Below are 24,838 nucleotides of genomic sequence, written 5' to 3'. Positions count from 1 at the left end.
AACCCCAAAAGAAACCCTGTCTGTTCCAACAACAGACAGGGTTTTCTCACTGTTACAGCACCTTTTTTTGCCGCCCGGAATCTTTGGCAGATTGAGCGTAGTCACGGCCGAGCACGGCGCTGCACAGCTCTACCACGGCTGCGACCGGTGCATAGCAGAATACATCGTCGAAGCCGGTGCCGCCGGTCATTTCGCGCAGCTCTGCCGCCGAATTTTCCATCTTGCCGGTGTTGACAAAGTGCAGGTCGATGCCGTCCTTCTCCTTAACCTCTGCGGGCGGGAACAGCGCCTCGGCGCGTGCCAGACGGTCCTCGTTCACATCGGTCACAACGTCCATGGACGGACAGACATCACGGTGCAGCGCATACGTCAGCGCACTCAGGCCCATCGGACCGGCGCCTGCCATGATGACCAGCTTGCCGCCCTTTTCAATACCCATTTCGCGGTGATAAACACCTATCTTGGTGTGATAAGCGGCGTTAAACGCACCGACCGAGCAACTCATCGTCTCCGCAAGAGACACCTCGTAGTAAGCGCGGGCTGCAGCGTGAACTTCATGCCCGGCTTGAATTTATCCTGATGCTTCGCGCCAACCTTGACGATATCGCCCGCGAACTCGTGCCCCATGACGGCCGGATGCTCAGCTACATCGGGATGCACGCGCTTGTGCTCGGTGCCGAGGATGGCACACTTGTAGGTGGACATACAGATGCTGTCGGATACGACCTTGACCAGAATCTCATCATCGCGGATTTCCGGCAGTTCAAAGGCATCCAGACGCAGGATCATTCGCAGCATGCAGACGTACATTCCTTGCTTTCATAATAAAACTCTCCTTCACCATATCTTAAAACACGATAGATTTCAACAATTACAGCTTGGAAAAGCGTACCTTCGGAAGCAGCGCCTCGATAACCGAGCGCTCGGCGGCCTGTGTGCCGCTGCACATGACATTCGCGGCTCCGGTTGCAGTCGAGAGACGGACCGCGTTCTCCTCGCTCATATCCTGCGACTCGGCATACGCCAGCGCGGCCACCACGCTGTCACCCGCACCGACCGTACTGCCGACCGGAACCTTGAGTCCCTCAGCGTAAATCGTGCTGCCCTTGCGCAGATACAGCGCACCGCGGCCGCCCAGCGAGATAACCACCCGTTCGATACCGCTCTCCAGCAGCTTTTGACCTTCTGCGGTCAGTTCTTCGATGGTTTCCAGTTTTCTGCCCGCCAGACGCGACAGTTCATCATCATTCGGCTTGATGAGGTACGGCGCGGCCTTTAAGCCTTCCGCCAGTAAAGCGCCGTCCGCATCGAGGAACACCCGCGCACCTGCGTTTTTGCATGCGCTCGTCCACACGCGATAGGTTTCCTGCGGTGCGCCCTTCGGCAAGCTGCCCGCCAGCACCACAATGTCGCCTGCGTGCACCTCAGCCAGAAGGTCGTTCAGCAGCGCATCTAAATCTGCGTTCGTAACGGTCAGACCCGGCTCGTTGATGTCGGTATTCGTGTGGCCGACCCGGTCGATGATTTTGATATTCGTGCGGGTCTGCCCCTCAACGAACCGGAACTGCGTGGTGAAATTCTCGTTTTCGAGCAGCTTTTCAAGCGTTCTGCCGCTCTCACCGCCCAGAATGCCGACGGCGCGGCTCTCGCCGCCCAGCTTGGCAATCACTTTGCTCACGTTAATGCCCTTGCCGCCGGGATCCGTGCGCATTTCCGTGATGCGGTTGACCGTGTCAAGCGCAATACCCGGAATTTCTACCGTTTTATCCAATGCAGGGTTGAGTGTTACCGTATAAATCATGGAATGACTCCCTCCAGATATTTGAAACTATTGAAACAAAAGCTATAATCAAAATAACAACAGTCCATATAAGCGTCAATCTGTTATTTCAACAAATAATCCCTTTCGTTTTTGTAAGGAATTACAAGAGCACATTCTCCCTGTAAATTCTGTTCTGCGTGCAAAAGGAACGGCAATGCAGAATATTTTCCGCATTACCGCTCCCTTTTATGCTTAATCTCTGTGTTCTGAGAACAGACGATCCAGCTTTTCTTCCAACAACTGCACGGCTGCGTCGCGCTGACCGGTCCGCAGGCGCTCGATCACCTCAGGCTCCTCGATCAGCTGTGCGCTCACCATGCGCATGACCTCCACTGGAATCGGATCACCGGTATCCGGCGCAAGCAGCACGAGTGCCCCCATAATCATCTTTCCGGCCTCGTAGACCGGCGGCTGTGCCTGTAAATAGCCGAATCGGCAGTCCGATACCGCCTTTGTCCTGCAATGCAGCAGTAGCGCGAACAGCGGCTTGATATAGGTATCGCCCATGGCTTCCCGCCGGCGCAGCTGCTGCGCTCGAGAAGATGTTCGCTGAGATCAAGTAACTGAATTTCGAGACAATCAAACCTGAAAAAACAGGAGAGGTTATCCCTCTCCTGTTTTTTCAGGTTCCGAACGCAAAGGGTCTCCCGCCATTCGGCGGGAGACCCTTTCTCATTTTACCGGCTTATTTACCGGTCTTTTCACACAGCTTCTGCATGATAACAGCTACCTGTGCACGGGTGGCCGTGCCCTGCGGGTCAAAACGGTTGCCCGATTTGCCGCTCAGCAGACCAGCCTTCTGCATTCTGGTTACAGCGTCCTTCGCGTAAGCGCGGATGCTTACGCTGTCGGCAAATGCGGCTGCACTGCCGTTCTCCTCTACCTTGGTGCCGGTGGCGGTCAGGTAATTGTCCATGATAACCGCAGCCTGCTCACGGGTGATGAGCGCATTCGGATTGAAATGCGAAGCGTCCACGCCGGAAACGATCTTGTTGGCTGCTGCCCAGTTGACGTATGCGTTGTAGTACATTTTGCTGTCTACGTCGGCAAACTGGCTCTGGGTGTTGTACGCGGAGATATCTGCGCCTGCCATACGGCCAAGCACGGTGACAAACATGCCGCGGGTCATACCCTCGTTCGGGGAGAAGGTGGTTGCGGTCGTGCCGTTGAACAGCGCCTTATCGGTCACATATTCGATGGCATCCTTTGCCCAGTGGCCCGCGATGTCGGTAAAGGTGCTTACCGTACCCTCAACGACCTTAACATTCTTGCCCACGGTGCCGTAGTTGTCGTAATCCACAGAGTAATCGTTGAATACATCATCGGATTCGTAGCCTACTGCATCGGTGAAGGTGCCCTCGTTCCAGTCTGCCAGCGTTGCCCAGGTATTGGTATTGCCGGCCTTGACGGTGTACGCGTTGATAACCGGAATATCGGTGGACTTCTCTGCAACAGAGGAGTTCAGTACGGTAGTAACGCGAACATACTTTGCACTGCCCAGTGCGGAAATATCAACCGTGTTCTTGCCGTTCTTCAACTCTGCGGACTGGGAAGCCTTTACGGTCTTGCCGTCGTCCGAGGTCTCAACGGTTGCGGTTGCAGAAGCCGCGCCGGTAATCTCTGCGTTATAGGTAAACTGTGCTGCACTGCCGGTCATTGCGCGCCACTCGGTGGTGTGCGTGCCCTTGGTGACGATATTCTCCGGTGCGTAATCCAGCCATACGACCAGCTTGTCGCTTTCCGGACCCTTTGCAGTCGGATTTGCGTAAATCTGCTTGTTCTCCTCTGCGGTCAGCTTGGTGGTATAGAAGCGGAGCTGACCGATGTCACCTGTCAGCATGGTGTGCGTCTTGCCGCGGCCGCGGCCCGTCAGCAGATGACGGTGGAATGCAAAGCCGGAGTACATGGACTTGCCTTCCCAGTTGCGGATCTCAGAATCAAAATTCGGTGCATCGGTGTGACCGCTTGCCTTGGTATCCTCGTAGCTGTCGCCGCCGGTTGCACGGTCAAAGCCGCCGGTGTACTGTACCCACTTGCCGAGGGTAACGCCGCCGCCCATATTCTCGTCGTCGTTCCAGAAGTACTCGCCGTTATCGTTGTTAAAGCCAATGCCATAGGTAACCATGCCGGTCTTGCGGACTGCCATGCGGAACAGGTAGTTGGTGCCGTAGCTGATGGAAGCGCCCTTCATCAGCAGCGGGTTGTGGTCCCACTCATCGCCCGTTGCCAGACGGTCGATGTTTGCCCAAACCATGCCGGTAACGCCGTTGTCTACCACATAGTTCTTGTTATCCGGAATTTCCACATAATCGTCCACGCCGTCCAGAGACAGACCCCAGCCGCCGTTGTACTTAACGAGCGTCGGATTGCCGCGGATGATGCCGTCGTTGCCCTTGCCGGACTTATCCTTTACGATCGGGGTGCCCTGCATGGAGCCGAGCACGGCAACGGTCTTCTCTGCCGAGTTGCCGACCTTGACGGTATAGCTGCCGCCTGCCGGTGCCTTGTAGGCAAACTCAACCGTGCGGGTCTCGCCTGCCTTAAGCGCAGTCTTCTGCGAGGTAACGGCTGCGCCGTTGATGTACAGCACTGCCTCTGCGGTGCCGTCCTCATTGCCGATGTTCTGCACATCCGCCTTGGCGTAGATGACATCGCTGGTCGGCTCGCTTACTGTGCCGCCGCCGAGCTGCAGGCGCAGGTTGCTGTAGGTGTAGGTTGCCTTGCGGAAGGTAACATTGACAGTCTTGGTGTAGCTGTCCAGCTTGAGGGTATGCGTGCCGAGTGCAGAAAGCGTCAGCGGTGCGCTCAGCGTTGCGGACTCGCCGGGATTCAGACCGACAACACGCTCCTTGCCGCTCTTGCCGAACTCATACAGCCAACGGTCGGTGCCGTTGTCCTTGACACACATGGAGGCGGTCGCCAGACCCTTGCCGACATTGGTCACCTTTGCGGATACCGTAACAGTGCCGTTGGACTGAACGGTGTCCGGGGTGATGGAAATATCGCTGTACGCCAGCTTGGTGCCGTCCTTGGACAGCGTAACCGTCTCAAATACCTTCTCGCCGTCGCTGCTCAGACCCAGGTTCTTATAGGTCAGCAGACCGTCCTTGACGGTTACTTCGAGCATATCGCCCTTGCCGGTTGCAAGCAGGTTGGGATAGTTGTCGTTTAGGCGCTGATCCGGCTTGCCGGTGTCGATCTTGCCGTCGCCGATGCGGGCATCGCCCTGGGTTACATACAGGGTATCCGCGCCGCGCTTCGGATCAGCAGAAGCATAGCGGGAATACAGATGGGTATGGCCGCTGAACATGATATTCACGTTGCCGTTCTCCACGATGGAAGGAACGTACTTGCGGGTCAGGTCATCCTCGAACGGATGGTGCATGGTAACAACGCGGAAGTCAGCCTTCTTGGCATCGTCGGTTGCAAGATCGGCCTTGAGCCAGTCGAGCGACTCGTTTACAACGGCCTTGGTTGCCGCATCTGCCTCGCCGCCGCCCGCAGTGGAGTTCAGCTCGAACAGGGACCACGGGTTGCTGTCCAGCATATCGAAATGCACCGGACCGCAGTCAAACGCTACGTTGCGTCCGGTCTCGTTGGACTTATACTGCTCCTTCTGCACCTTGGTGACATACTCATCAAAGTAGGCACCGTAATCGTGGTTGCCGCTGTTGTAGATAACCGGCACATTGTGCAGGAACGAGCCGACATTCTGGAACCAGTACGGGAACTGATCCTTCTGAGAGCCGGTGCCCTCTACCATATCGCCGGTATGCAGGATAAAGTCCGGATCGAACTGTGCGATCACATCGGAAACCTTGGTTGCCGTTTCAAAGCGATGGCTGTCGCTGACAACCACAAAGCGGATCTCATCCGAATTTTCGGGCAGCGTGCGGAAGTGACCTTCCACAGTCTGTCCGTCCTCGGTCTCAACCTTGTAGGTATAGGTCGTACCCGGAGTCAGATCGGTCAGGCGGGCACGATACATGTGCATGCTCTCACCCTTAAACTTTTCGCCCTCCTCTACCGGAACCTCGAGCGTTTTCTTGTCCGCATCGCTCGTACCGTAGGTAATGGTGGACTTCATCGGTTTATCCAGTTCCCAAACGACAACCATGCCGTTTGTTTTCGGGGTCATCAGGTACGGACCCGTCAGGAAGGAGCCGGTATCCGTCCTTCCGATTGCGAAAGCAGTGCTCGGCACCAGTGTTGCCAGCATCACGGCCGACAGCACACCGCTGAGCAGCCGCCGCATACGCGAAGATTTTTTAGCCATTTTCTTTTCTCCTTTCTCTTCACGGTACGGCTGCCGCCATACCGCCGCGTCTATGTTAAACCTTTTAAGCCAAGGTTCACGCGCTGTAAATATGCGTGTCGAAGTACGAAATCAGCCGCGTGCGGTTCTCGCCTGCCCACTCCAGATCGTAGGTGATGAGCTTGACCTCGTCCAGCGACGGCAGTCCGTCCGCTGCGCGGGCGGTGCTGTTTGCCGGAAGGCGGCAGCTTTTCGCTTCGATATAGCATTCCTCTCCGCGGGAAGAGGTCAGCCAGTCGATAAAGATGCGGGCGTTTTCGCGCTCCTGCTCCGGTGCATTGCGCACAAGCGCGCACGCGCCGATCTCATAGCCGGTGCCGTCTGCCGGACTGCGCACCTCAATGGGATAGCCATCCAGCGCCGCACGGAAGGCATCGTGCGAGAACACGATACCGACGGCGTATTCGCCGTTTTTTACCCGCTCTGCCGGCTCCACACCCGAACGGGTGTACAAACCGACGTTTTGGTCTAATTTTTGAAAATACTCCCACGCCTTGTCTTCGCCGCGCATCTGCACAAGCGTTGCCAGCGTGGTATACGAGGTACCCGAGCTTTTCGGAGTTGCCATCACAATCTGCCCTGCCAGTGCAGGCGACAGCAGATCGTCCCAGCAGGTCGGCATCGGCGTTCCCGTCCGTGCAAACCAGTCGGTGTTGCAGGCGAAGCACAGCGTGCCGATGTAGATCGGATTCCACACGCCCTGCTCATCCTGATAGGCTTCGGACACATCGGTCAGCTCGGGACTTTGATACGCCTCCAGCAGACCGGCCTCTCGCAGCTGAATATAGTTATCCGCCGAGCCGCCCAGCAGCACAGAAGCCCGCGGGTTGTCCCGCTCCTGCTCGAGCCGCGCGGTCATTTCTCCGGCAGGAAGATGAATACAGTCCACGGTAATGCCGGTATCCTTGCGGAAGGCACTGCAGTACAGCAGCGTTTCCGACTCCGGCAGCGGACTGTAAACGGTAAGATGGTCATATTTCGGTGTTTCTGTCCCCTCCTCCATCGCATGATTGTGCTCCTGCGGTGAGGGATCGTTCTGCTGCTGACCCGTACAGCCGCAGAGCAGTCCGGTCAGCAACAGAACAACAGGAAGAAAACATATTCTTTTCATAGCTTCCACCTCGATACAAAAGGCGGGGCAGTTTTTCTCTGTCCTTATACTATAACAGTTTAAGCAGCTTCGCTCTACCGTTCATCATCCGATAAAATTTCACCATTCAAGAAGACCGTTCCTGAATGGTGAATTTCTTACGATATTATTTTACCCTTCTTCCGACCGGCTGCGGTACTCGCGCGGCGAAACGCCGACGTGCTTTTTGAACAGATAGCTGAAATAGTGCGAATCCTGATAACCGACGTCAAACGCAATATCGCTCATGCGGCTGTTTCCCTTGGTCAGCAGATGCTTTGCCGCCTCGATACGGACAGCGGTCAGATATTCGACAAAGGTCTGACCGGTCTCCTGCGAAAACACGGTGGAAAAATGGTTCGGACTGAACCCGACCTCTGCCGCCACCATGTGCAGCGAAATACCGCTGTCCGCATAATTTTCGCGGATAAACTCCTTTGCACGGCTGATCTCCGCGCTGTATCGCACATTCTGATGGCGATAACACAGACGAGTCATGCGGCCGAGCACCTCGGCGGCACAGGCCTTTGTGCCCTCGAGCGTCGCCGCCTGACCGAGCACCGCCTGCGGATCCTCCGGAGGCGGAATGCTGCCTGCCTGCACCTCATCAGCCAGCTGAGAGGCCGTGACGAGCAGGTTCATCAGCAGATAATATCGGTACAGCACGCTCTGCACGTCCTGCGCCGCAGAGCCACCGAAGTAGCCCTCGACAATACGCGGCACGTCCTCGGGAGCGGCATGCCGCAGCTTGTCCGCCAGCGAGCCGCCCGCCGAGAAATCGAACTCGTGCTGCACACCGGCAAAGTCCGTGCTGCCGAATACGCCGTCCTCCGCACATGCGGAGGCCTGCAGCAGTGTATCCTTCGCTGTGCGGTAGCTTTCCGGCAGGGCGCTGACACGGGAGACCGGTGCGCCGATCGCGCACAGCGCGTTCCAGCCCAGCACCTGACAAAGCTCATGCCGCAGGTTCTGACAGAACTCGTAGGCGGTTTCGCGCACAGCTTCCTCGGTCTCTCCGCGCAGCAGGAGCATCAGCCGGCGGCTGCCGCGGAAAAAGGCGCAGACCTCGCTTTCCTCACCGCACAGACGCTCGGTCAGCGCGCGCACCTGCTCCTGCACGGCATTTTCCGGCAGGCGCACGATGCACACAAGATACTGCTTCGCTGTCAGCAGCAGCCCCCAGCGTTCTCCCTGTACAGCCGCCTCCGCAGTCGGCACGCTGCCCGAGAGCAGGTCGTTGAGAAAATGCTCACGCAGCACGTCCTCCTCGTGTTCGCTGCGGCTGTTTGCACCCTCCGAGCGAAGCTGCTGCTGCTCCTGCTCAATCTGCTCGGCAACCTGTCCAAGCGTTTCAAGCAGCTGCGCCGAGCTGACCGGCTTGAGCAGATACGCATCCGCGTGCAGCGAAACCGCCTTCTGTGCATACTCAAATTCATCGTGTCCGCTGAGGAACACAATACGCAGCCATGGCATGGTGCGCCGTACAACCTTTGCCAGCTCCAGACCATCCATAAACGGCATGCGGATGTCCGTAATGAGCACATCCGGCTTCATTTCCATCAGCATAGGCAGTGCCATTTCGCCGTCCGGCGCCTCACCTGCAAATAGAAAGCGTCCCTGCTCCTTTTCAATGCAGTTGCGGATGCCGTCCCGGATGATCTCCTCATCATCCGCAATGAATATACGCATCATAGCGTTTTCCCCTCCTGTTCGTCCGGTACGGTGAAGCTGATGCGTGTGCCGTGCCGGTATTCACTCTCAATCGTCAGTCCGCAGCCGTAATACAGCCGCAGGCGCTGTTCTACATTGCGCAGACCGTAGCCGCCCTTGCCGTCCGGGTCAAGCGGTGCGCCGTTCTGCAGCGAGGTCCGTACCTCGGCAAGACGCTCAGGTGTCATGCCCATGCCGTTGTCCTCCACGGCGAAGTACATGCCTCCTGCCTGCCTGCGGCCGGTCACGGTAATCTGTCCTCTGCCGCGCCTGCGCTTAATGCCGTGATAAATCGCGTTTTCAACCAGCGGCTGCAGCACGATTTTCAGCATATACCGCTCGTGCAGCGCGGGATCAATATCAATCGTATACCGCATGATGCTGCCGTACCGCACCGACTGAATCTGCAGATAGTTTGCAACGTGCTGTTCCTCGCGCTCGACCGTGATGTAATCCGCGCCGCGGCTGAGCGAGATGCGCAGAAAGCCGGTGAACGCCATCGTCATCTCGACAACCTCGCTGTTGCGGCCCTCTTCAGCCAGCCAGACGATGGTTTCCAGCGTATTGTACATGAAATGCGGCGTAATCTGCGCCTGCAGCGCCCGCAGTTCGGCTTTTTTGATGGTCTTTTCCTGCTCGACCCGCTCATGAATGAGCGCACCCAGCTGCTCCGCCATTGTATTGAGATCGTGTGTCAGCAGATGCAGCTCGTCGATCTCAGTCGGCGGGACGCGCTCGGTCAGCTCACCGGCGGCAATGCGGTTGGCAAACTGCTCCAGCTGCCGCAACGACGCGCCGATCGCGCCTTCAAGATTGTCGGATGCCCGAATAGTCAGCCAGACCATCACGCCGACCAGCACAATGAGTGCAAGCGCTGCCGCACCCAGTCCGTGCTGAATGCGGGCGTTGAAACGCCCCATGCGGGCGATCTCATTCTCGATATAGCGGTCAAGCATGCTGCCCGCCAAATGGCCGACGCTGTGAATCTCGCGGTACAGCGATTCGTTGCGGCTGACCGCGGCACCGGCGTCCATCTGCGTTTCCAGCTGATCAACGTAGCTGTCGATCGTGCGGATGGCGCGCAGCGCCGCATTGAGATACTGTGCCTCGTCCTCTCCGGCACTGTCCAGCATGTCGTTCAGCTCGTGCAGAGCGCTGTCAATCAGCATCCGCTGCCGTCCATCCTCGAAGGAAATGCGGCCGGAAACCACGTTCCACACCTCATCCGGCAGGTCCTGCACCAGCACAGTACGAACCTCGGAGGCACGGGTCGTCAATGCAATATCCACGCCATAGCGCTGTGTCAGCACAACCAGCAGACCGGCCAGCACGCACACCGGAAGAATCATGCAGGCCACGCTGCGCAGCAGCGACTGCCGCAGCAAGCCGTGCAGGCTGTGATGGTTTTTACGCATCGGCCGTTCCCTCCTCCGTCAGCACGGCGGTGTCCGCCAGAGCGATATAGGGCTTCCACGGTGCCTTCGCAATCTGCTGGGCTGCGTCTGCGGTCAGTTCAGCCAGCTGCGTATCATCCAGTGCGCCGATTACGGCAACCTCCCCTTTTTTCTGCAGCGCGCGCAGCTCTGCACCGCCGCCAAAAGCACAAATCAGCACATCCTTGCCCGGTTTACGGCCGTGGCTGTGCAGATAATCCACTGCACCGAGCGCCATCGCGTCATTCTGGGCGAAAATGTAGCCGATTTCGTCCAGATGGTCCTCCATCTCCTCCAGTATTTCGCAGCCGCGCGAGCGCATGCCGTCGCCGCACAGGCTGTAGGTTACGGTCAATCCGTGTTCCTCCAGAGCCTCGCGGCAGCCGCGTGCAATCTCTCTTGCGTCCGAAGCATTTACCGTGCCGTAAAGCTCCAGTACACCGTCCCGCGGCATGCGCTGCTGCAGAAGCGCATCCGCCGCCTGCCCGGCGAGCGACGCATAATCAAATCCAATATGCTGCAGCGGCACATCATCCACGCCGCGTATCGCGCGGTCTATCGACAGCAGCGGCACGGAGGCGGATTTTGCTTCGCGCAGCACGTTGTCCCAGCCGCTTTCCACCAGCGGCGTAAATGCGATTGCGTCCACCTGATACACGATCAGCGCACGCACGGCTTCAATCTGTGCCTCCTGCGTGCGCTCGACCGGCATTTCCAGCACTTTGAAGCCATGTTCCTCCGCCGCATGTACAAGCGCTTCGGACTGCGCTTCGCGCCGGTCATCCTCTGCCGCCGTGGTGACAATACCGAGCACCGGCACATGGGCATTCTCTTTTTCCGGCTGTGCCAATCCCTGCAGCAACCGCAGCATCACAACTGTGCAGAGCAGCAGCAATGCCGCCCCTTTCCATCGTTTCATGGTTTTCTCTCCGTTTCTCTTTCTCTCCTGAATGATTTAATCATATCACACTTTGGAGGAATGAGCCAAATGTATTTGACAATAGTATAAAAACTATCCAAATAAGCGCCAATGATATTATGCATATTTCCTCGTTTGGACAGAGAAATATCTTCCGGCGCAGTCGGATCTACTTGCATTAGCTGTTGATATGCGATATATTATGATTACACAAGGAAAGACAAAGTGATAGACATCGTGCACACCCCCTTTCCTGCCGGTATGGGGAGTGGCAGCATAATCAGTATATCATAGCCGCAGTAAATTCGATAAGTATCGACAAAAGGAGCGCAGATTGCAAACATCTGCGCTCCTTTTGCACCTGTATTACCGTTCTTCTTTTTCTGTCGGAATCTCCGTCTGCTCGGCTTCGCGCGCCTTTCTGCGCCGACGGCGCAGGACCGCAACAGCGCCGCCTCCGGCAGCAGCCAGCAGGAGCACCGGCCAGAACATCACCGCACCGACGATGAGCGCGCGAACCGCGTCAACCAGACCGCGTGTTCCGGTCTTAGCCGCCTGCGTGAGCTGTGCGCCGAAGCCGCTGCCTTCTGGCGTTGCGGTCAGCGTCTGCACCTCTTCCAGATCCACATAGAAGGTCGAAAATCCGACCAGATCATCGTAATGGCGCTTAGAGCCGGTCAGCGAGTCGATCTCGTATTCACAGTCGGCCAGCGCGTTCTCGAGCGAGATGATATCCTCCATCTTATCCGCCTGATCGAGCAGCGCCAGCAGCCGCTCGTGCTTGGTGGTCAGCGTTGCCAGACGGGTTTCGATATCGGTATACTGCTCGGTCACGTCCTCGCTCGAACGCGAGCTGTACACCACATGAACGCTGCTGCCGAGCTGCTCGTAAAACGCCTCAAACTTCTCCTGCGGAATACGCAGGACATAGCTTGCATGCCGGCTGCCTGCATCGCCGGAAAGACTGCTCGATTCAAGGTAGCCGCCTGCATCCGCTGCCATCTTCTCAATATCTGCAGAGGCTTTGTCGAAATCCTGCGTTTCGAGCGTCAGATTGGCGTTCAAAATCAGCTTGGCATTCTTTCTCACCGCAGAAAAGTCCGCACCGCTCTCAGCGGTATCTGCCGACGCATCCTCGGTCCAGCCGTTCGCGGCATCCGGCATACTGCCGCTGTCACCGGCTGCCGCCGATGCCGAATTGCCGACGCCTGCTCCGCAGGCGGAAAGCAGCAGCAAAAGTGCAAGGAACAGGGGGAACAATCGCTTTTTCATAACAGACACCTCGTTTCTTGAGCGGTGCGGCGCACGGCCGCTGTATTTTCTCTTGTTACTTGATTAGACGAGATGCCGTGCAATTTGGTTCCCTCTGTTCTGTATATCAATCAAACAATTTTTAATACCCCATCCTATTGAAATTGCGGTCGATTTTGCGTCTTTCTCTTGCAACTCTGTCATTCTTCACCTATAATAAACAAATAAATATTCAGCAAACCAGGCGAAAGCCTGCGACGCAAAGCTAAGAAGCCGCTTTCGCAATGACTGCGAAGCCAGCTTCACAGGGCCTGTAAAATGGCAGCCAACTGCCTCGTTTGAGATGCACAGATGCATTACCGATGTAGCAGTGCATCTTTTTCCTTTTACAGAGAAAAGCCGGACGCATTCCGGCTTACGGAGGGGCATATGAACAGAATTACAACCAGACTGAAACGGTACGGCTGTCTGCTGCTGTGCCTCTGCCTGCTTATGCCGCTGCTGCAGGGCACAGCCGCCGCTGTGCAGGATTCCTCTGTCGTGCGCGTTGCATGGTATCCGGATTCCGCCTACAACATCACCTGCGAAAACGGCGAACGCAGCGGCTACGGCTACGAATATCAGCAGTCCGTCGCCGCATATACCGGCTGGACCTATCATTACATCGAAGCAAACTGGCCGGATTCACTGAACATGCTGCAAAAGGGCGAAATCGACCTGATGGCCGGCGTATCCTACGCCGAGGGCCGTGCCCAGACCATGCTGTTTTCCGATCTGCCGATGGGCGAGGAAAAATATTACCTGTATGCAAATCTCGCCGCTGCCAACATTTCCGTATCCGATTTGACCACCCTGAACGGCAAGCGCATCGGCATGCTGTCTGAAAGTATCGCGACCACGCAGTTCTGCGAATGGGAGACGCGCCACGGTCTGCACACCGAGCATGTGACCATCACCAGCGACGAGGACGCAGCCGCCAAGATCGCCAGCCGCGAAATCGACGGTTTTATCTCGGTCGAGAGTCCCCAGTGGCAGAAATACGGCCTGTCCGCGATCACCTCGTTCGGCAGCTCGGATGTTTACTTCGTGATCAGCAAAAGCCGTCCCGACCTCAAAGAAGCGCTCGATAATGCCATGCGCCGTATTGCACACGACAAGCCGTTCTATCAGGATGATCTGTATCAGCGCTATCTGTCTGCCCAATCGGTCGAGATCCTCTCGACCGAGGAGCGGGACTGGCTCCGGCAGCACGGCGCCATCCGCATCGGTTTTCTGAATCATGACACCGGTATCAGCACCTTTGATATCCAAACCGGTGATGTTGCCGGTGTTCTCACGGATTATGTCGTATATGCGACGAATTGTCTTGGGGATAACGCCTTGCATTTCGACCTGCACGGCTTTGACACGCAGCTTGAGCAGCTGCAGGCACTGCAGAACGGTGAGATCGACCTGATTTTTCACACCAGCCAGAACCCGCGTGCCGCCGAAGAGAACGGTCTTGCTCTATCGAACACCGTCTTGAGTTTCAGTCAGGCGGCGCTTACCACGAAGAACTATTTTAATGAGCTTGAGCCAAACACCGCTGCCATCCCCGAGAACGATTTTTCACTCAAGCAGTACCTTTCCTATAATTATCCCAAGTGGACGATCCTCGAATACCCTTCAGCGAATGACGCGATCAAAGCCATGCGTACCGGCAGTGCGGACTGCTATGTAATGCGTGCCGGTCAGCTGCCGCGCTATATGAAGGACAAAACGCTGTACCGCGTGTTCCTCACACAGCCGAGCAAGACCTCGTTCGCCGTACGGCAGGGCGATACGGCTTTGCTGTCCATCCTGAACAAAACGCTCAAAACCATGCCTTCTTCCCTGCTGACCGGTGCACTTGCCATGTACGACAGTGCGCCCGAAAAGGTCACCGTTGCGGACTTTGTCAAGGACAATCTGACTACTGCCTCTGCTGTGTTCATCCTGCTCTCTCTGCTGCTGTTCGGTCTGTTCCGCAAAGCCCAGCAGTCCGCCAAACAGGCGCAGGAGCTGAACCTCAAGCTGCAGCAGAGCCAGACAGAGCTGCAGGAGGCGCTCACGCAGGCCAAGGCTGCCAACGCCGCCAAAACAACGTTCCTGAACAACATGTCGCACGATATCCGCACACCCATCAACGGCATCATCGGCATGCTGACTATCATCCGAAAAAATAAGGACGACCACGCGCGCATACGCGATTGTCTGCATAAAATCGAGCTGTCCTCTCAGCTGCTTCTGTCTCTGGTGAACGATGTTCTGGATATGGCTCAGCTGGAAAACGGCACCGTTGTTCTGCGGAGCGAATCCATGAATCTGGATGAAGTCTGCGGCAGCATTACCAATTCGGTGCTGTTTCAGGCGGAAGCCGCCGGTCTTACCGTCATCGGTGAGCATGACGATTTTTCCGGTATTTACGTCCGCAGCAGTGCGCTGCATCTGAAAAAAATCCTGATGAATCTGTTCACCAACTGCGTGAAATACAACAAGCCCGGCGGTTCCATCCATATGCAGATGCACATGCTCGAACGGACGGATGCGAAGATCACCTGTCAATTCATCATCGAGGACACCGGTCTGGGCATGTCCGAGGATTTCATCAAAAACCATCTGTTCAATCCGTTTGAGCAGGCGGACGAGTCCCCCCGCTCAAGCTATATGGGTACCGGACTCGGCATGTCTATCGTGCATCAGCTCATCGAGCAAATGGGCGGCACCATTTCGGTGGAAAGCAAACTCGGTGAAGGCAGCCGGTTTACCGTCGTACTGCCTTTTGAACTCGATTGTGACGCGACCGCAGCAGCAGCTTCGCCGCAGACACCGTCAGATATTTCCGGCGCGCGGCTGATCGTTGCCGAGGATAATGAGCTCAACATGGAGATTGCAATCTTCCTGCTGCACGACAGCGGTGTGCAGACCGTGCCGGTGCAGAACGGCAGGCAGGCGCTTGCAGCCTTCCGGGATTCCGAGCCGGGCAGCTTTGATGCCATTCTCATGGACGTGATGATGCCCGAGATGGACGGTCTGGAGGCTGCAAAAGCTATCCGGGCACTCGACCGGCCGGACGCGAAAACCATTCCGATTATCGCCATGACAGCCAACGTCTTCAAGGAGGACCGCGAGAAGTGTCTCGCCGCAGGCATGAACGCGCATCTGTCTAAGCCGCTTGATGCCGAGACGATGAAACGAACCATCTCTGAGCAGCTGAAAAAGCTGAATTAAATACAAAAAGCGGAAGAAACCAAGGTTTCTTCCGCTTTTACTCTGCAAATCTTACTCTATTTCCTCATCGTGCTCCATCGCTCCGACAAGCGGCGCTACCATCTGCTTCTTGCGGCTGACGACGCCGGGCAGGACGACCGAATGCTCGCCGCAGTCGGTCTTGAAGGCCGCACGAACCAGCTGCTGCGCGCCCTTGCCGACGTAGAGCAGCTCTGTCTTTTCCTCGATAATGTTGGTCAGCATAGCGAACAGCATGGACAGACCGCTCGATGCCAGGCAGCTTTCCATGTACTCGAGCATTTTATCACGGATGCCGGACAGCTCGTTCTCACTGACACTCGTCACCTGCGAAATCGCAATCTTCTGATTCTGCACCTGAAAATACTTGAAATCCATGTGGAACAGCTCATCCATCGAGCGATCGAGCAGACGCGAGCTGGAACGGAACATTTCTGTTGCATACTGCTTGATGTCCAGACCGGCGATTTTCGCCAACTCTTCTGCAGCCATGCGGTCAAGCGGCGTACACGTCGGCGAGCGGAACATCAGCGTGTCCGACAGGATTGCCGAGCACAGCAGACCCGCGATTTTCGGCTCGATCTCCACGTTGTGCTCATGGTACATCTGCGTGATGATGGTCGCGGTGCAGCCGAGCGGCTGATTGCGGAAGTAGATCGGTCCGCTGGTTTCCACCGAGTCAATGCGGTGGTGGTCGATGATTTCAACAATATTGGTCGAACGAATGCCTTCGGCGGCCTGATCGCGCTCGTTGTGATCAACCAGAATGACCGACGGACGCTCCAGATCCAACAGGTTGCGCTGTGAGAACATACCGACATATCGTCCCTGTTCATCCATCAACGGGTAATAGCGGATACGCTTCTTGGAAACCGTGCGCTTTACATCCTCAACCGTTTCCTCCGGCTCGAAGGTGATAAGTCTCTTTTTCCGCATCACATGCCGCACCGGAACCGCCTGACCGATAACCTTGACACAGGTATAGGTATCATACGGGGTGGCGATGATGGAAACGCCGTTTTCCGAGGCCAGCTTTCGGATGGTGCGCGAAACCTTGGAGCCGAGACCGATGACCATGCAGCCCGCGCTCATCTCAATGGCGCACAGCTGGCTTTCGTAACGGTTGCCGAGAATGACCATATCATTTTTGCCGATGTAGTCCTCGAGCACGTCCGGATTAGCCGCCGCAACGACCACACTGCCCTGCTCAAACCGCTGGTCAATGTCGCCAACCTCGAGCGTGCCGTCAAGCACATCGACCAGATTGCGATAGCTGGTCTTGGCCTCCGCCAGCGCATTGGCGTCCTGATCCTCGATGTAGAAGCGCGCGATGTCGCCCAGCGTCAGCAGACCCTTCAGATGGCGATCCTCATCGACAACGGCCAGCGTCTGAATGTCATTTTCGTTCATGTAATCCCATGCACGGCGCAGCGACAGCTCCTCGCTGATGCCCGACACCTCGCGGTACTGCACATCGCTCAGGCGCGGCTCAAACGACTTGATGTAGCGCGGCGGCTCCACGCCGAAGCGCTCGAGCACAAATTTGGTCTCCGCATTAACGTGACCCGCGCGGCAGGCTATGTATTCTCCGCCGGTCAGTCTGCGCTTGAGGTGCGCATAGCAGATTGCAGAGCAAATGGAATCCGTATCCGGATTGCGATGTCCGATAACAAAAACTGGGTTCATGCACTGATGCTCCTTTATGTGATAAGGGATGGCTCCCCTTCGGAATCCGTTTGATGGAATGAAACCTTGTGGTTTGATTGTATCATTTAACCGGGGAAATAGCAAGGTACGGAAGAGGAATCCAACCCCAAACCATCTGCAACCGCATTGCGTATGCGATGGAGCTGACCGTACGGATTCCGCCGCTGCACCGAAAATCCTGCCGAAGTCCGCTTCTCCGTCTGCTCGCCTACCTTTTGAAAAACCGAAAATCGCAGCAGTCACCGCCGCAGCCCAGCGTTTTTGTGCGCGAAAAGCCGAGCTTGCGCAGTCCGCCGTAGGTCACGTCATCCACGTCGCAAAACAGCGGACACAGCTCCGGACAGCCGTTTTCCTGGCACGCCGTGTGCCAGAGACACTTGGTAATCGACGCGGAAAAGTGCGTTTTGTCGTGTTCCTGTGTACTCTCCCACAAGTCGGAGGTGCGCATGACTTTGAGAAAACAATAGCTGTAAATCCGATAAAATCCCGGCACAAGCTCCATTTTCGCCGTGAAAGCGTGCTTTTCTGCCGCCACCCAATCCATCATGTACGTCCGCATGTGTGCAAAGGTTTCCTCTGCAGGCAGCTCTGCCTGCAGCACCTTGTACAGCGCAATGCGCGGCAGAATGGTCTGCACCAGTGCTTTCATCTGGCTTTTGGACCTGTTTGCTGCGGTTTTGATTAACATATCCAGCGTTTTTCCCTGCCGTGAAAACAGCGAGCCGCCCCTGCTCCCGCCGAAGGTCCGTACCAGAAACTCCTTAATTTGCTTTTGCTGTTTGCTTTGCATAATTTCTTCATCTCTTTGCTTTTGCGGGATTCCAGTGTCAATCGTTAGTTAGTTCATCCTAACTATATCACACCGGCTTCCAATATGCCACCTTAATATACGAAAACCCTGCCGTTAATCGACACGGGATTGCTTTTCGCCAGTCTCGTTCGCTTTGTTATTCCGCGCAGAAATACGCAGTCTGCAGCTTCCCAGAGTGCTTATGCCGTACCACTCTCGTTCCGCGAGCATGGCAGAAATGGAAAACCACCTGCAAAAAATTGAAGGAAATAGAAAGACAAGTCTGGGCAAGTACAGCAGACGTGACAAGGAGAACCTGCAGATTGCAGAGAAGGTGGAACAGCTACCTATGCAGCATCCGGACAAAGGCTATCGCCGTATCCGAGATGACATCGTTGGTATCCTGCTCAGTGAGCCGGCACTCGACAGCAAGGCGTCTGCTCTATCCACCGAAGCGTTTCAGTGAGATCGTTTTGGGTAATCTTCCAAAATCATTCGTACACCAAGACAATCCCATTCCTGCATCGTCAGCCTTTTGTCTCCCCGTGCGCGATACTGTCCTCAAATTTCATCCATATTGTTAAAACTGCGAAAAATGCCTTGCATATTCCACACAAAAAGTGCTATAATCATTGCGAAAAAATAAAAAGGAGGCAAGCCCTATGGACAGTTGTGACAGACGAAATGTACATATGACGATGGATACAGACTATACTGCTGTTTCGAGTGTCCGTAAGCATCCTCTTTTGAAATAAGCGCTGAGCCTTGCTCCATCGTGATGAACAAGTCCACAACTGATGTTTGTGTCACTGTATCTGTTACGGTGGATTTTTTGTGCCCTTTTCCGGGCACAGAAGGAGGCTGATTATGAAAAAAGCAACATGGAAAAAAACATCTTTTGCCGAGAAAATCGTTGAGATCATCCGCACCTCCCCTTCGATCAATGAGATGCGGGAACAGCTGCAGGATTATCACGACAACGATATCGCACAAAGTCTGCAATTCCTAAACCGCGCGGAACGCAATCTGCTGTACAGCGCACTTGATGCGGAATGGCTGGCGGAGATCATCTCCTATCTGGATGATCCGGCAGAATACATTGATGAAATCGGCATTGACAAGCTGGCCGAAATTCTGAACGAAATGGACGCGGACGACGCGGTCGATCTGTGGGAGAACATCGACGAAAGCGTAAAAGTAAAGCTGCGCCCGATGATCGATGACGAAACCAAGTCAGCCATCCTGCTTATCAATTCCTATGACGACAGCGAAGTCGGCAGCCTGATCACAACCAACTACATCTGCATCAAGCAGAACCTGACCATTCGGCAGGCCATGCACGAGCTGGTAAAGCAGGCCGGTGAAAATGACAACATCGGAACGATTTATGTGGTCGATGATAAAAACCGCTTCTGCGGTGCAATCGATCTGAAGGATCTCATCGTTGCCCGAGAGAATGTTCCGCTGGATTCCATCATCAGCTACGCGTATCCGTATCTGCTCGACCACGAGAAAATCTCAGAGAGCATCGAGAAGATCAAAGATTATGCCGAAGATTCCCTGCCGGTGCTGAATAAGGACAGAAGGATCATCGGTATCATCACCGCACAGGACGTTGTCGAGGCCGTGGATGACGAGCTCGGTGAGGATTATGCAAAGCTCGCCGGTCTGTCCGCCGAAGAGGATCTCAACGAAACCACCAGGGAAAGCATGAAAAAGCGCTTGCCGTGGCTGATCATCCTGCTGTTCCTCGGCATGGGCGTTTCAACCGTTGTCGGTGCATTTGAAGGCGTTGTAGCCGTGCTGCCGGTCGTTATCTGCTTCCAGTCGCTGATTCTCGATATGGCCGGCAACGTCGGTACGCAGTCGCTGGCGGTTACGATTCGTGTGCTGATGGATGAAAAACTGAGTGCTAAGGACAAGCTGCACCTCACCTTCAAGGAAATGAAGGTCGGCATCTGCAACGGCGCGCTGCTCGGCATTATGGCGCTTGTCTTTCTCGGTGCATACATAGCGCTGTTCAAGGGCTATGCCATCGGACATGCGTTCCTGATCTCCGGCTGCGTCGGCATATCACTGCTTGTGGCGATCGTGATTTCCAGTCTGGTCGGTACGCTCGTGCCGATCCTGTTCCATAAAATCAAGGTGGACCCGGCGGTTGCGTCCGGTCCGCTGATTACGACGATCAACGATCTGGTTGCCGTTGTAACCTATTACGGTCTGGCATGGCTGCTGCTGGTTCAGCTTTTGCATATTGTTTGAGCGAAAAAACACCCTCTATATCGGATGATATAGAGGGTGTTTGCTATCTGTTTTTGCTTTTAATCGTGCTTTCTGCGGATACCGAAGTACGCCAGTCCCATTGCGGACAGACCGCACAGAGCCGCCCACAGACCGCCGATATCGCCGGTTTTCGGAACGCTGGACGTCGGAGTCTTGCTGTCGGGAATGTTCACTGTCTTCGTTTTATCCGGCGTCTTGGTCTGTGTTTCCGGCTTGGTCGTCGGAACCTTGCCGTCCGGGATGTTCTCCGTCGGCTTCAGCGGATCAAGCGGTGTAGGCTGATCCGGAATGTCAACCGGAGGCTTCGGATCGGGATCGGGAGTCGGTTTCGGGTCCGGCTTATGGTGACCGCCGCCGCCACCGCCGCCGGATCTCTTGCTGTTGGTGATGGTAAAGCCATCTGCCATGCTGCCGGAAATCGAGGTATTAAAGCCGTCAACGGCCTCCTCTTCGACGGTATAGGTGTAAGCGCCGTCCAGATTTGCAAAGGTGTACGACCAGGTTTTGCCGTCCTTGTCGGTGGATTTTTCGCTCAGAAGCACCGTACCGATTGCGGTTCGCGTGCCGTCCTTCGCAATGCGGATAAGGTTTACGGTAACAGCGGTCGGATACGCGCTTGCGCCGCTCCAAACCTTGTGTACGGTGAGGGAAACCGGATTTTCCAAGGTGTCCTCACCCGGAATGATCACTTCGCCGTTTGTGCCGACACCGCCGCCGCGTTCTGCGGTATTGCCCATAATCTTGAGCGGTGCGGTTTCAGCCAGTGCCTTGCTCTCTGCGGAAACAACAGCCTTGAGACCGTAGCCCTTGATCGCACCGGAAGCCGGCTCAACCGGAGCACCCGGGTTCGCTGCATCGTAGCGGTCGCCTCCGAAAACGCCGTAGTTTGGATCACCCGCGGCGATTGAGGTATCGCGGTACCAGGTTACCAGTCCGCCGCCGTACATCTTGCCGCTGAAGCTGGTGGAAAACGTCTTGTCCCACTTAAGCAGGAATGCCGCATCATCAGCAGATTTGCCTGCCGTATTGCCGAATACAGCTGCATCCGTGCCAAGGCTTACCGTGCCCACCGGGCAGGACCAAATGCCGCCGCCCTGAATGGCTGCCTTGTTTGCGGTAATCAGCGCATTCTTAATCGTGATCGACCACGGTGCATGGCTGACGTAAACGCCGCCGCCCTGTCGACGCGCCGTATTGTTTACAATATTGCCGCCTTTGAGTACAACGCGGTTTCTGCCGGACCAGCTGTATACACCGCCGCCGCAGGATGCCGTATTGTCCGAAATCGTGCCGCCGGTCATGCGGAACTGGCCGCCGCCAACCGTGTCATTCTCGCTCAGAACAGCCGTTGCAACGCCGCCGCCCATGCCGTTGGTCTTGTTGCCGGTAATCGTGCCGTTTGTCATTTCAAACGCTGCGTTATCCTCTACGAAGACACCGCCGCCGCCTGCATTCGGCTGCTGAATTGTAGCGGAATCGACTGCCGTGCTGTTGCCGGAAATCGTACCGTCGGACATGGTGAACTTGCCGTTCTCACGCACGCATACACCGCCGCCGCGCTTTGCCGTGTTGTCTGCAATCGTGCCGCCGCTCATGGCAAGAGACGAAGTGCCGTTTACGAGTACGCCGCCCGCAGCGTTATACTCCGATGCGGTATTGCCCGAAATCGTGCCGTCGGTCATCGTCATGGTGCTGTCCGCGAGGGCAACCGCGCCGGAATACTGGCTCTTGAACATACATCCGGTGATTTTGCCGCCGTTCATGGCAAATGTACCGCCGTTCTTCACATAAACCGCGCCGCAGTATGCGGACGAAGCGGAAATGCTGCTGAGCTCGCCGTTCCCCATGGTGAAGGAGCCGCCGTCCACCGTAATCGCACCCATGTTCGAGCCGCTCAGGCTCATGCGGGTAATCGTGCCGCCGTTCAGCGTCATTGCGCCGTTTACCTCGGCAAACGAGCCTTTAGCGATGCGGAAGCAGGAGAAATTGAAGCTGCCGTCCAGAATCAGCGCCGCGCCTTGCTCCACGCGGAAAGCCGGACCGGCGAAGCCGTTCTTGAACACAACCGAAAGGCCCTTGCCTGCATCGGTCAGCGTGATGGTCTTGCCGGACGGAATCGTAACCGTGCCGCCTACAATGAAGCTCTTGTTTGCGGTAATGGTGGTGTTTCCCTCTGCTGCCGCGTCAACGGCCTGCTGCAGCGTGCTTTCTTCGTCTTCGCGGATATTTGCGCCATCGACAGTGACCGCAAACTTTACAGCAACACCGGCAGGAATCGTCAGCGGATTCGAGTCAATCGCAACATCCGCCGAGCATGCTTCAATATAGAAGTAGGTGATATTGATATCGTTGTTAAATGCCCTATAGCCGATGGTCTGCAGCTGGCTTTTGCCCTTGCCCTGTTCGCCAATCTGCACGGAAGTCAGCTTGGCGCAGGTGCTGAATGCACCGTCCGAGATGGTCTGTACGCTGTCGGCAAGCTCCAGCTTTTCGATACCGGTTTGCGTGAAGGCTGCCTTACCGATGGAAACAACCCCTTCAGGGATGATCAGCGTACCGGAAAGATTCGAGCATCTGTAAAATGCGTAGCTGCCAATATTTTTCAGCGCACTTGGGAACGTAACACTGCTGATGGCAGTGCCGCGAAATGCCTCGGTACCCAGAAAAGTCAGTGCACTCGGCAGCACCAAATTGCCTTCAATCTTGACATTTCTAAATGCCTCATTGCCAATCGAAGTGACCGAATTCGGAAGCTGTAATTCTCCGGTCAGACCGCTGTCTTTGAATGCGCGTTCTCCAATCGACGTAACAGAACCCGACAAGTGCAGTTCGGTCAGACCCTTACAGTTGCTGAACGCACCCGTGCCGATGACCGTGATATGAGACCAGTCAACGCCGGTAATTCCGGTGTTCAAAAATGCACCTTCCGGAATTTCGGTAATGCGTTCCGGCAGAACAACCTTACCGGTAATATCCGTCATGTTAGCGAATGCGCGGACACCCAGAGACTCGAGCGCATCAAAGGTATGCTCACCCAGCTCCAGCGAGAAGGAACCCATATTATTGAAGGCTTCCTGTCTAATGCTCGTCAGCGCGGAGAAATTCAGGCCTTCCAGCGCAGTCAGCGAAGAACAATTCATAAATGCCTGAATACCGACAGAAGTAACCTTGGACAGATCAGCGACCGAAGTCAGCGCCGAGCATGCCGTGAACATATAGTTGCCGATTGCGGTAATATTATCCATGCCGACAACAGTCGTCAGCGACTTCTGACCACGGAAGGCATACTCGCCGATTTCCAGCGGCAGACCGCCCAGATCAACGGTTTCCAGTGCGAGATTGCGGTGATTTGCCCAGTCAAACGCATGATCCTGAATGCCGACAACCTTGTATTCCTTATCGTCATAGGTTACAGTTTCCGGAATAACCAGCTTGGTCACGCTGTCTGCGCAGCCAGTAACAACGGCATCGCCCGAGGAAACATCATACCGGATGCTATCCTGCGTAAACGCGGTGACTGCATACGCCGCAACCGATGCCTGCTCGGCAGATTTTTCTTCAGCAGGCTTCTCCTCTGCCGGAATCTCAGCCGCAGGCGCTTTCTCCGCCGGTGCGGACGGTGCCGCCTCGGTCGGCGATGCAGATGTACTCGGCGATGCAGACTCGCTCGGTGCAGACGGCTCGCTCGGTGCAGACGGCTCGCTCGGCACAGACGGCTCGGCGTTCTCGCCGGTGCCCTCTGTCGGAGCGGGGCTGCTCATGTCCGGTGTGTTTTCTGTACCGCTGTCCTCTGCTTTCGGAGCGGATGCTGCGGGATCGCCGCTCTCGGAGTAACCGGTGTCGGTGCTGCCGTCTTCCGCTTCAGCCGCAAATGCTGCAAAAGTACCCGTACTGAACGTCAGATTAAGCGACAGCAGGATAGCCATCAGCCTTGTAAACTTTTTGCTCATATTACTCAGTCCTTTATCATGAAATCAGGAAATATATCCTCCTCGCCGGTTGTCTGCATCCGCGACAGACGAGGTATTCTCTCTGTATGGTACAGCTTACCATACAGAGGGTACGAAAAAAGGATACATTTTGGCAGAAAGCCTTCAATACGATATCGACAAAACGTAGAAATTATTGATATGCGATTATACAATGTGCTGAAACGCGCGGTCAGGCGTGTAAAAACAATCAAAATCTGCACGAAATATCCAGTATCGGTGC

The 24,838-nt window shown here is 55.7% G+C and carries 16 protein-coding genes; 3 read left to right on the top strand and 13 right to left on the bottom strand.

Annotated elements, in window-relative coordinates:
* Nucleotides 1-52: 52 nt before the first annotated feature.
* The 10 genes from IEY11_RS06735 to IEY11_RS06695 all read right to left on the bottom strand — a co-directional run bounded on the left by IEY11_RS06735 (nucleotide 53) and on the right by IEY11_RS06695 (nucleotide 12,600).
* Complete coding sequence (locus tag IEY11_RS06735; RefSeq protein ID WP_243183968.1) at nucleotides 53-505, bottom strand: MDR/zinc-dependent alcohol dehydrogenase-like family protein; 453 nt, start codon at nucleotides 503-505, stop codon at nucleotides 53-55.
* Nucleotides 502-798 (bottom strand): alcohol dehydrogenase catalytic domain-containing protein, encoded by a 297-nt coding sequence (locus tag IEY11_RS14880; protein ID WP_243183967.1) that lies wholly within the window; start codon nucleotides 796-798, stop codon nucleotides 502-504. The genes IEY11_RS06735 and IEY11_RS14880 overlap by 4 nt, the downstream gene beginning before the upstream one ends.
* A gap of 73 nt (nucleotides 799-871) precedes the next feature.
* Nucleotides 872-1,801, bottom strand: coding sequence for a 1-phosphofructokinase (gene pfkB, locus IEY11_RS06730; protein WP_118729169.1), 930 nt, complete (start codon nucleotides 1,799-1,801; stop codon nucleotides 872-874).
* A gap of 213 nt (nucleotides 1,802-2,014) precedes the next feature.
* A complete protein-coding gene (locus IEY11_RS06725; protein ID WP_279220770.1) occupies nucleotides 2,015-2,347 on the bottom strand; it encodes a PTS sugar transporter subunit IIA in 333 nt (110 codons plus the stop codon).
* 160 nt (nucleotides 2,348-2,507) lie between these two features.
* Entirely contained in the window at nucleotides 2,508-6,098 is a 3,591-nt protein-coding gene (locus IEY11_RS06720) for an S-layer homology domain-containing protein (RefSeq protein WP_188886145.1), read from the bottom strand.
* Between the two features lie 76 nt (nucleotides 6,099-6,174).
* Entirely contained in the window at nucleotides 6,175-7,248 is a 1,074-nt protein-coding gene (locus IEY11_RS06715) for an ABC transporter substrate-binding protein (RefSeq protein ID WP_188886144.1), read from the bottom strand.
* Nucleotides 7,249-7,398: 150 nt separating this feature from the next.
* Nucleotides 7,399-8,958, bottom strand: a complete 1,560-nt coding sequence (locus tag IEY11_RS06710) for a response regulator (RefSeq protein ID WP_188886143.1) — start codon at nucleotides 8,956-8,958, stop codon at nucleotides 7,399-7,401.
* Nucleotides 8,955-10,391 carry a sensor histidine kinase gene (locus IEY11_RS06705; RefSeq protein ID WP_188886142.1) on the bottom strand — a complete coding sequence of 479 codons (1,437 nt, stop codon included), beginning with the start codon at nucleotides 10,389-10,391 and terminating at the stop codon, nucleotides 8,955-8,957. The genes IEY11_RS06710 and IEY11_RS06705 overlap by 4 nt, the downstream gene beginning before the upstream one ends.
* On the bottom strand, nucleotides 10,384-11,328 hold the full coding sequence (locus tag IEY11_RS06700; protein ID WP_188886141.1) for a substrate-binding domain-containing protein: 945 nt from the start codon (nucleotides 11,326-11,328) through the stop codon (nucleotides 10,384-10,386). Before IEY11_RS06700 ends, IEY11_RS06705 begins: the two co-directional genes overlap by 8 nt.
* Before the next feature lie 366 nt (nucleotides 11,329-11,694).
* Complete coding sequence (locus tag IEY11_RS06695; protein ID WP_188886140.1) at nucleotides 11,695-12,600, bottom strand: DUF4349 domain-containing protein; 906 nt, start codon at nucleotides 12,598-12,600, stop codon at nucleotides 11,695-11,697.
* Nucleotides 12,601-13,008: 408 nt separating this feature from the next.
* On the opposite strand from IEY11_RS06695, the gene IEY11_RS06690 reads away from it, so the two are divergent.
* Nucleotides 13,009-15,828: an ATP-binding protein gene (locus tag IEY11_RS06690; RefSeq protein ID WP_188886139.1), complete on the top strand. Its 2,820-nt coding sequence runs from the start codon at nucleotides 13,009-13,011 to the stop codon at nucleotides 15,826-15,828.
* A gap of 51 nt (nucleotides 15,829-15,879) precedes the next feature.
* Here IEY11_RS06690 and IEY11_RS06685 read toward each other — a convergent pair whose 3' ends face one another.
* Both IEY11_RS06685 and IEY11_RS06680 read right to left on the bottom strand, forming a co-directional pair.
* A complete protein-coding gene (locus IEY11_RS06685; protein ID WP_118729179.1) occupies nucleotides 15,880-17,532 on the bottom strand; it encodes a putative manganese-dependent inorganic diphosphatase in 1,653 nt (550 codons plus the stop codon).
* A gap of 229 nt (nucleotides 17,533-17,761) precedes the next feature.
* Nucleotides 17,762-18,241, bottom strand: a complete 480-nt coding sequence (locus IEY11_RS06680) for an L-2-amino-thiazoline-4-carboxylic acid hydrolase (protein WP_188886138.1) — start codon at nucleotides 18,239-18,241, stop codon at nucleotides 17,762-17,764.
* 331 nt (nucleotides 18,242-18,572) lie between these two features.
* On the opposite strand from IEY11_RS06680, the gene IEY11_RS06675 reads away from it, so the two are divergent.
* Together IEY11_RS06675 and mgtE are read left to right on the top strand one after the other, a co-directional pair.
* Complete coding sequence (locus IEY11_RS06675; RefSeq protein ID WP_194461864.1) at nucleotides 18,573-18,809, top strand: hypothetical protein; 237 nt, start codon at nucleotides 18,573-18,575, stop codon at nucleotides 18,807-18,809.
* A 401-nt stretch (nucleotides 18,810-19,210) separates the two neighbouring features.
* Nucleotides 19,211-20,605, top strand: coding sequence for a magnesium transporter (gene mgtE, locus IEY11_RS06670; RefSeq protein ID WP_188886136.1), 1,395 nt, complete (start codon nucleotides 19,211-19,213; stop codon nucleotides 20,603-20,605).
* 59 nt (nucleotides 20,606-20,664) lie between these two features.
* Here the strand turns inward: mgtE and IEY11_RS06665 are convergent, their stop codons facing one another.
* Nucleotides 20,665-24,576, bottom strand: coding sequence for a leucine-rich repeat protein (locus tag IEY11_RS06665; RefSeq protein WP_188886135.1), 3,912 nt, complete (start codon nucleotides 24,574-24,576; stop codon nucleotides 20,665-20,667).
* Nucleotides 24,577-24,838 lie beyond the last annotated feature (262 nt).

Source organism: Butyricicoccus faecihominis (assembly GCF_014648015.1).
GTDB lineage: Bacteria > Bacillota > Clostridia > Oscillospirales > Butyricicoccaceae > Agathobaculum > Agathobaculum butyriciproducens.
This window is presented reverse-complemented; position numbering and strand designations above follow the sequence as displayed.

Bases quoted from the DNA above. Each gene is read 5' to 3' on its own strand.
- IEY11_RS06675 (WP_194461864.1), top strand. From the start codon at position 18,573: ATGGCAGAAATGGAAAACCACCTGCAAAAAATTGAAGGAAATAGAAAG.
- IEY11_RS06735 (WP_243183968.1), bottom strand. From the start codon at position 505: ATGAGTTGCTCGGTCGGTGCGTTTAACGCCGCTTATCACACCAAGATA.
- IEY11_RS06705 (WP_188886142.1), bottom strand. From the start codon at position 10,391: ATGCGTAAAAACCATCACAGCCTGCACGGCTTGCTGCGGCAGTCGCTG.
- pfkB (WP_118729169.1), bottom strand. From the start codon at position 1,801: ATGATTTATACGGTAACACTCAACCCTGCATTGGATAAAACGGTAGAA.
- IEY11_RS06695 (WP_188886140.1), bottom strand. From the start codon at position 12,600: ATGAAAAAGCGATTGTTCCCCCTGTTCCTTGCACTTTTGCTGCTGCTT.
- IEY11_RS06690 (WP_188886139.1), top strand. From the start codon at position 13,009: ATGAACAGAATTACAACCAGACTGAAACGGTACGGCTGTCTGCTGCTG.
- mgtE (WP_188886136.1), top strand. From the start codon at position 19,211: ATGAAAAAAGCAACATGGAAAAAAACATCTTTTGCCGAGAAAATCGTT.
- IEY11_RS06685 (WP_118729179.1), bottom strand. From the start codon at position 17,532: ATGAACCCAGTTTTTGTTATCGGACATCGCAATCCGGATACGGATTCC.
- IEY11_RS06700 (WP_188886141.1), bottom strand. From the start codon at position 11,328: ATGAAACGATGGAAAGGGGCGGCATTGCTGCTGCTCTGCACAGTTGTG.
- IEY11_RS06710 (WP_188886143.1), bottom strand. From the start codon at position 8,958: ATGATGCGTATATTCATTGCGGATGATGAGGAGATCATCCGGGACGGC.
- IEY11_RS06715 (WP_188886144.1), bottom strand. From the start codon at position 7,248: ATGAAAAGAATATGTTTTCTTCCTGTTGTTCTGTTGCTGACCGGACTG.
- IEY11_RS06720 (WP_188886145.1), bottom strand. From the start codon at position 6,098: ATGGCTAAAAAATCTTCGCGTATGCGGCGGCTGCTCAGCGGTGTGCTG.
- IEY11_RS06680 (WP_188886138.1), bottom strand. From the start codon at position 18,241: ATGTTAATCAAAACCGCAGCAAACAGGTCCAAAAGCCAGATGAAAGCA.
- IEY11_RS06665 (WP_188886135.1), bottom strand. From the start codon at position 24,576: ATGAGCAAAAAGTTTACAAGGCTGATGGCTATCCTGCTGTCGCTTAAT.
- IEY11_RS14880 (WP_243183967.1), bottom strand. From the start codon at position 798: ATGCTGCGAATGATCCTGCGTCTGGATGCCTTTGAACTGCCGGAAATC.